We start from the raw sequence: 6,628 nt of genomic DNA, 5'->3' as shown, positions 1-6,628 counted from the left end.
GCCGGCAAGACGACGCTGCTGCACCTGATGGCCTGCGCGCTCGCGCCCGCGGCCGGCAGCATCGAGCTCGATGGCCGCGATCCGTGGCGGCTGCCCCGGCGCGAACTGCAGCGCCTGCGCGGCCGGCTGTTCCTGGCGCCCCAGGTGCCGCCGCTGCCGCCGCGCCAGCGCGTGGTGACCGCGGTGCTGGCCGGCCGGCTGCCGCGCATCGGGCTGTGGCAGGCGCTGCGCAGCCTGTTCTATCCGACCGGCATCGCGCAGGCCGACGCCGCGCTCGCGCGCTTCGACATGGCGGACAAGCTCTTCGCGCGCGTGGACCGGCTGTCCGGCGGCGAGCGGCAGCGCGTGGGGCTGGCGCGCGGCCTGCTGTCCGAAGCGCAGCTGGTACTGGTCGACGAGCCCTTGTCGGCACTCGACCCGGCCCGCGCCGGGCAGGCGCTGGACACCCTCACGCAATGGGCGCGCGACAGCGGGGCGACGCTGGTGGCCACCCTGCACGACGTGCCGCTCGCGCTGCAGCACTTTCCGCGCATCATCGGCCTGCGCGACGGATTGCTGGCTTTCGACCTGCCGACCGCGCAGGTGACGCCGGCCCTCTTGCGCGAGCTGTATGCGCAGGAGCCGGCGCAGGCCGGCGTCCTCGACGAGGGGCCGGCCGAAGCGGCTCCCGTCGTGATGCATTGCCGCTGAGCATGGCCGCCGTCCCGTCACGCACAACACCGGCCGAGCGCGACCCCGCCTGGGCGCACCGCGTGTTCTGGCTGCTGGCCGCGGCCGTGGTGCTGTGGCCCATGCTCGTGCTGACCGAATTCAAGCCGTGGCTGCTGCTGGCGCCCGGCGGCATGGAGCCGGCACTGCAATTTCTGGCCGGCTTCGTGCCGCCGCGCATGGACGCGGAGTTCCTGGCGCTGGTGGCGCGGGAAACCTGGCGCACGGTGGCCATTGCCACGGCCGGGCTCACGCTGGCCATGGTGCTGGCGGTTCCGCTCACGCTGCTGTCGGTGCGCTCGCTCTCCATCTCCGGCCTGGCCGGCCGCATGGCGGCGCTGCCGGCGGTGCTGCGCTTTTCGGTGCGCGGCCTGCTCATCGTGCTGCGCAGCGTGCCGGAACTCATCTGGGCGCTGGTGTTCGTGCGCGTGGTCGGCCTGGGCGTCACGGCCGGCGTGCTGGCTATCGCGCTCACCTATGCCGGCATGCTGGGCAAGGTCTACGGCGAGATTTTGGAAAGCGGCGATGCCCATCCGACCGAGACGCTGCTGCGCAACGGCGCCGGCCGCATCCAGGCCTTCTTCTACGGCCTGCTGCCGCAGAACGCGGCCGAGCTCACCAGCTACACCGTCTACCGCTGGGAGTGCGCCATCCGCTCGTCCGCCGTGCTCGGCTTCGTGGGCGCGGGCGGGCTCGGCCAGCAGATGGATTCGTCGATGAAGATGTTCAACGGCGCCGAGGTCAGCACCATGCTGCTGGTGTTCGTGCTGCTGGTCGCGGCCACCGACCGGCTGAGCGCGTGGCTGCGGCGCGCCTTGGCCTGAGAGCCTCCTCGCCATGCCCAAGACCGAACCGCAACCATCCGCCGCCAACGAGGTCTACCGGCTGCCGCCGCCGCTGTTCGATGCGCGCTGCCGCGCCTGCTGGATGGTCGCTGCCTTGGCGGCGCTGGTGGTCGCGAGCTTCTGGTCGCTCGACCTGCAGTGGGCGCGCTTCTTCTCGATCGATTCGCTGGCCCGCATGGGCCGCTTCRCCGGCGAGCTCGCCAAGCCGGCCCTTGGTGCGGCCTTCCTGCAGAAGCTGCTGCCGGCCGCGCTCGAGACGCTGGCGATGTCGGTGGTCGGCACCTTGCTGGCCGTGGTGGCCGGCCTGCTGCTCGCGCTGCCCGCGAGCAAGCTGCACGCCGGCGACCCGGCGCGCTGGCGCGGCCCCACGCGGCTGCTGCTCAATGCCCTGCGCAGCGTGCCGGAACTCATGTGGGCCGCGCTGCTGCTGATAGCGGCCGGCCTCGGGCCTTTCGCGGGCACGCTGGCGCTGGCGGTGCACACCTCCGGCGTGCTGGGCCGCCTGTTCGCCGAAAGCATCGAGAACGCGGCCCAGGGCCCCGCCTTTGCGCTGCGCGTGCGCGGCGTGCCGGAAGGGCGGGTGTTCCTCTATGCGACGCTGCCGCAGGTGCTGCCGCAACTGATGAGCTATGCGCTCTACCGGTGGGAGAACAACATCCGCGCCGCGGCCGTGCTGGGCGTGGTCGGCGCCGGCGGACTGGGCCAGATGCTGGCCTTCCACCTGGGCCTGTTCCAGATGCGCGAGACCAGCGCGGTGCTGCTCGCGATGATCGTGCTGGTCGCGCTGGTGGATGCTGCGAGCTACATCGCGCGGCGCCTGATGGGGCGGTGAACCTCGCCCGGGCGGCCGCTGCATGAGAAACTACAGCTGAAGGCCATCTGTATGAACGAAAGCGCCAAGCTGTTGAATTTGAAAGAAAAAGTCGTTTCCGTCGCGCCCATGATGGATAAATCGGAAACCTGAGGAAAATCAACTACTTAGGGGCGTCCGTGTGCAGTGCGTGTGCACCAGTATTGGCAAATTGGAAGCCAACGCCCTAAGTGCCGGAGCCGTGAAGAACTGAGATGCTCATGGGTGGCGGTCCCTCTACGCACCGGCAGCCCGTAGTGAGTGAAGACCTGCACCAGGTGCGGCTGCACGCTGTCGATGCTCACACCTGGGCAGGCCCTCAGCGCGAGATTGAAGCGCGAATGGTCGTCCAGTATGTTCAGCGGATAGCAGCGTGCTGCAGCCATGCCGAAGTCGCCCTTGAAGTCGATCTGCCACAAGGCATTGGGCTGGGTGAAAGCACGCCGCTGGTGATGACGCTGATCGCCCCGATCAAAGCCGATGGCACGAAGCGTCGTTCACGAACTCGCCAAGGGGGTGATGCACGCAGCCGCGACAGCGCTGCGCCAGCGCGGTCCCGACTTCCAGGCAGCGGCAACTCATCTCGAGCAGGCGTCGACGCACTGGATTCGCCACACTGCCGGAAGCCATCTGAGCGAGAAACTCGACCTAAAAGTGGTCCGCGACAACCTGGGTCACGCCAACATCAGCATGACCAGCATCTACTGGCACACCGAAGACGATGCCCGTCACGATGCGACGACGGCAGGGCACCGAGTTGGCTGGCGCACGCCGTAAGTCAGTACCGGGGCGGCGGTTTGTTGTCTGGGGCGACGTGCTTTGTCCCCCAGTCGTTGTCATTTCTAGGCATCTACAATCCGGCCATGCGCGTCGGCCACCGCTTCAGAAAACTTATCTCATGGATCGCCTGCTTGGCGGTCCTGATGGGTTCCGTCGCGCCAGTGCTGTCGTACGCATTCCAGCCGTCGCAAGGCGGCGCGGGCTGGGTCGAGGTCTGCACGGCCCTGGGTCAACAGCTGGTGCATGTCGATGGCGCAGCAGCCGAACCGTCGAATAGCAAGCAGGCCGACGATCACGCGCGGGCGCACTGCCCCTATTGCTCGTCGCATGCGGTGCAACTGGGCCTGCCGCCCGCATCCTCGCCTGTACTGTTCGTGCCGACCTTGCACTATGGCCTGCCCGCACTCTTTCGCGCAGCACCGCGCACCTTGTTTGCGTGGTCGACTGCACAGCCCCGCGCGCCTCCGCGCATCTCCTGAAGTCCAAAGCCTTCCGCTGCCGGCGTTGACGCCTGCCAGCGGATCTTTTGCATTTCGCCGGACCGACGTGTTCGGCTTCAGGAGTTTCCATGTCCTACGTCGAGCGTGCGTTGCGCGCTTTGATGCATTTGAATGTCGGAGCGACCCTCGGCCTGGCCGCTTGGTTGCTGTGGGCCAACTGGCGTGTGGCGCTGGAGAGCGCCCAGAGAACAGACAGCGCCGTGCACCGTACAGGCTCCGCCGATGCGGCGTGCCAGTGCCTGTTCCTGAAACCCGTTCTGACCACCACGCAGCAGCGTGATGTCGAGCGCGTGGCACAGGCCGGCAATTCGGCCGTGGCTGCGCCATGAACCTCCTCTCTGACGACGCCTTCTATTGGCGTGAAGTCGATGCGGCCTTGCGCCCGTGGGTCGGCGTCGCGGTGCTGTTCGGCGCTGCTTGCGCGGCGGCACTCACGTTGACCGGCGCTGCCGCCCCGCAGTGCAACCCCGCTTGCGGCGCCTACGTTTTCCACCCCATCGCGCAGAGACATACCCCATGAGAAGCATCTTCCGCCTCCAACCACTGGCCGCCGCACTGTGCACAGCCGGCCTGAGCTTCGGTGCTGGCCCCGCGCTCGCGCAGAGCAGCGCGCAGCAGAGCCTGCCCCCGGTCACCGTCAGCGCCGACCGAGACAGCTACCAGGCCCCCGAGAGCGCGACCGCGACGCGCACCGACACCCCCTCGCTGCAGAACCCGCAAAGCACGCAGACCGTGCCGCTCTCGGTCATTCAGGACCAGAGTGCCTTGACCCTGGGCGACGCCCTGCGCAACGTGGCCGGCGTGCAGTTCGACTTCGGCTTCAACGGCTCGGCGCAGCCGCTGGCCATCCTGCGCGGCTTTCCGAGTGCCTCGATGACGGCCATGGGTCCGATGTCCGGCAGCTCCAGCTACTACATCGACGGAAGCAAGGTCACCGGCGTACCGATCAACATGGCCAACGTCCAGTCGGTCGAAGTGATCAAGGGTCCGTCGAGCGTGCTGTACGGCCGCGCCGAACCGGGCGGTCTCATCAACGTGGTGACCAAGCCGATCAGCAGCGTGCCGGCGTTCAGCTTCGAGCAGACGGTCGGCCAGTACGGGCTGTCGCGCACCGGCATCGAGGCCTCGGGGCCGGTCAATGCGGACGGCACCGTGCGAGCGCGCGTGGCCGCCTCGTACTACAACGCGGACTCCATTCGCGACTACGTGACCGACAAGCTCGGTGCCTTCACCGGCAGCCTGGCCTGGGTGCCGGATGCGCGCACCAGCGTGACCGCAACCATCGACTACAGCACCCAGCGCTACCGCACCGACTACGGCGTGCCCGCCGTGGGCGACAGGCCGGCCAACCTGCCGTGGTCACGGCAGTTCAACGATTCGCCCACGCTGTCGGGCACCAAGACCACCAGCTTCAAGATCGAGGGCTCGCACCAGCTGTCGGACACCTGGCAGGTCAAGGGCAAGGTGCTGAGCGTGCGCGGCGACACCTCCGAGATGGACGTGACGCCCTACCGCGTCGACCTGGGCGCCGGCATGTCGCCGGGCGACACCTGCTCGGGCTCGGGCAACCCGATGTGCCGGTACTACTACTACGCGCGGCCCAAGGGCAAATACAAGCTTGACCAGTTCAACGTCGACCTCATCGGCAAGTTCGACACCGGCGGCGTCAAGCACACGGTGCTCATCGGCTTCGACACCTACAACGGCCGCAAGAGCGGCACCGCGTACTTCCAGCAACTGTCCGCGGTGGACATCTACAACCCACTGCTCGGTGCAACGCCGAGGCTGGACACCGCGATGTCCTCGCCCCTGGACATTCGCGACCAGAACCGCTGGACCAGCGTGTACCTGCAGGACCAGTTGGCCTTCGGCAACGGCGTGTTCCTGACCGGTGCGTTGCGCCACGACCGCACCAGCGCCGTGTACGCCAGCGATGCGACCACGCCGCCGAACAAGGCCTCGTTCACCACGCCGCGCCTGGGCGCCGTGTGGCAGTTCGCGCCCAACCAGGCGGTGTATGCGCAGTACCAGGACGCCGTTTCGGCCAACAACGGCCGCGACGCCGTGACCCAGGCGGCGCTGAAGGCGGAAAAGGCCAGCCAGATCGAGATCGGCCACAAGATCGAACTCTTCGACGGCAAGCTCAGCTCGACGGTGGCGCTCTACCAGCTCGTCAAGCGCAACCGCGCCGGGTCGGTGCCCATCGACACGGCGCCGTTCTACAACACCGTCACCATCGGCAAGGCGCGCTCGCGCGGCCTGGAGTGGGACGTGTCGGGCGAGATCACCAAGCGGCTCTCGCTGATCGGCTCCTACGCCTACACCGACACCAAAGTCACCGAAGACCCAACCTACGAGGGCAAGCAACTCGCGAACGTCGCGCGCCACACGACCAGCCTCTGGGCACGCTATGCCTTCGACAGCCAGTGGAGCGGCGGAGCGGGTGTGTTCGCGCAGAGCCGGCGCCAGGGCGATGTGGGCAACACCTTCCAGTTGCCGGGCTATGCGCGTGTCGACGCGATGCTGGCCTACCGCTTCGCGTTGGGCAGCGCCAAGGCGGCGCTGCAATTCAACATCGACAACCTCTTCGGCAAGAAGTACTACACGGGCAGCCATCAGTTCGTCTCGGACTGGATCAAGCTGGGCACGCCGCGCACCGCCAGGCTGACGCTGCGGCTGGACTACTGAAGAGGAACGGCATGACCATCGAACGCAGATCATTCCTTCGCACCGCCGCGGCCGCCCTGGCCGCTTCCCCCTGGCTGGCCGGCGCGGCCGAAGACAAGGCCTCGCCGGTGACTGCCTCGCACGACATGAGCGCCATGCCCGCGCACTGGACCGGCAAGGAGCAGATCGGCATGCTGCTCTAACCGGGGTTCACCGCGCTGGATTTCGTGGGTCCGCAATACATGTTCGCGGGACTCGTGGGCGCGACGGTGCACCAC

The 6,628-nt window shown here is 67.8% G+C and carries 9 protein-coding genes; all 9 read left to right on the top strand.

What is annotated here, in order from left to right:
• Positions 1-690 (top strand): phosphonate ABC transporter ATP-binding protein (locus tag AC1DOC_RS13790; RefSeq protein WP_478129942.1); only part of this gene is annotated, 690 nt, incomplete at its 5' end.
• 2 nt (positions 691-692) lie between these two features.
• The gene (locus tag AC1DOC_RS13785; protein ID WP_307591368.1) at positions 693-1,532 is read left to right on the top strand and encodes a PhnE/PtxC family ABC transporter permease; all 840 of its coding nucleotides are present in this window, start codon (positions 693-695) and stop codon (positions 1,530-1,532) included.
• A gap of 13 nt (positions 1,533-1,545) precedes the next feature.
• Positions 1,546-2,385, top strand: a complete 840-nt coding sequence (gene phnE, locus AC1DOC_RS13780) for a phosphonate ABC transporter, permease protein PhnE (RefSeq protein WP_478129941.1) — start codon at positions 1,546-1,548, stop codon at positions 2,383-2,385.
• A 498-nt stretch (positions 2,386-2,883) separates the two neighbouring features.
• Entirely contained in the window at positions 2,884-3,180 is a 297-nt protein-coding gene (locus tag AC1DOC_RS13775; RefSeq protein WP_041945469.1) for a site-specific integrase, read from the top strand.
• 86 nt (positions 3,181-3,266) lie between these two features.
• Positions 3,267-3,662, top strand: a complete 396-nt coding sequence (locus AC1DOC_RS13770; protein ID WP_080515733.1) for a DUF2946 domain-containing protein — start codon at positions 3,267-3,269, stop codon at positions 3,660-3,662.
• 89 nt (positions 3,663-3,751) lie between these two features.
• A complete protein-coding gene (locus tag AC1DOC_RS13765; RefSeq protein WP_012747190.1) occupies positions 3,752-4,012 on the top strand; it encodes a hypothetical protein in 261 nt (86 codons plus the stop codon).
• Positions 4,009-4,203 (top strand): hypothetical protein, encoded by a 195-nt coding sequence (locus AC1DOC_RS13760; protein WP_012747191.1) that lies wholly within the window; start codon positions 4,009-4,011, stop codon positions 4,201-4,203. Before AC1DOC_RS13765 ends, AC1DOC_RS13760 begins: the two co-directional genes overlap by 4 nt.
• The gene (locus tag AC1DOC_RS13755; protein WP_012747192.1) at positions 4,200-6,371 is read left to right on the top strand and encodes a TonB-dependent siderophore receptor; all 2,172 of its coding nucleotides are present in this window, start codon (positions 4,200-4,202) and stop codon (positions 6,369-6,371) included. The genes AC1DOC_RS13760 and AC1DOC_RS13755 overlap by 4 nt, the downstream gene beginning before the upstream one ends.
• A gap of 11 nt (positions 6,372-6,382) precedes the next feature.
• The gene (locus tag AC1DOC_RS13750) at positions 6,383-6,553 is read left to right on the top strand and encodes a hypothetical protein (RefSeq protein ID WP_208856293.1); all 171 of its coding nucleotides are present in this window, start codon (positions 6,383-6,385) and stop codon (positions 6,551-6,553) included.
• Positions 6,554-6,628 lie beyond the last annotated feature (75 nt).

The sequence above is a fragment of the Variovorax sp. 01T439_2 genome (assembly GCF_056398445.1).
The sequence above is the reverse complement of the archived record's forward strand: the minus strand, read 5'-3'. Positions and strand labels throughout refer to the sequence as shown.

Bases quoted from the DNA above. Each gene is read 5' to 3' on its own strand.
- AC1DOC_RS13785 (WP_307591368.1), top strand. From the start codon at position 693: ATGGCCGCCGTCCCGTCACGCACAACACCGGCCGAGCGCGACCCCGCC.
- AC1DOC_RS13775 (WP_041945469.1), top strand. From the start codon at position 2,884: ATGGCACGAAGCGTCGTTCACGAACTCGCCAAGGGGGTGATGCACGCA.
- AC1DOC_RS13770 (WP_080515733.1), top strand. From the start codon at position 3,267: ATGCGCGTCGGCCACCGCTTCAGAAAACTTATCTCATGGATCGCCTGC.
- AC1DOC_RS13765 (WP_012747190.1), top strand. From the start codon at position 3,752: ATGTCCTACGTCGAGCGTGCGTTGCGCGCTTTGATGCATTTGAATGTC.
- AC1DOC_RS13760 (WP_012747191.1), top strand. From the start codon at position 4,009: ATGAACCTCCTCTCTGACGACGCCTTCTATTGGCGTGAAGTCGATGCG.
- AC1DOC_RS13755 (WP_012747192.1), top strand. From the start codon at position 4,200: ATGAGAAGCATCTTCCGCCTCCAACCACTGGCCGCCGCACTGTGCACA.
- AC1DOC_RS13750 (WP_208856293.1), top strand. From the start codon at position 6,383: ATGACCATCGAACGCAGATCATTCCTTCGCACCGCCGCGGCCGCCCTG.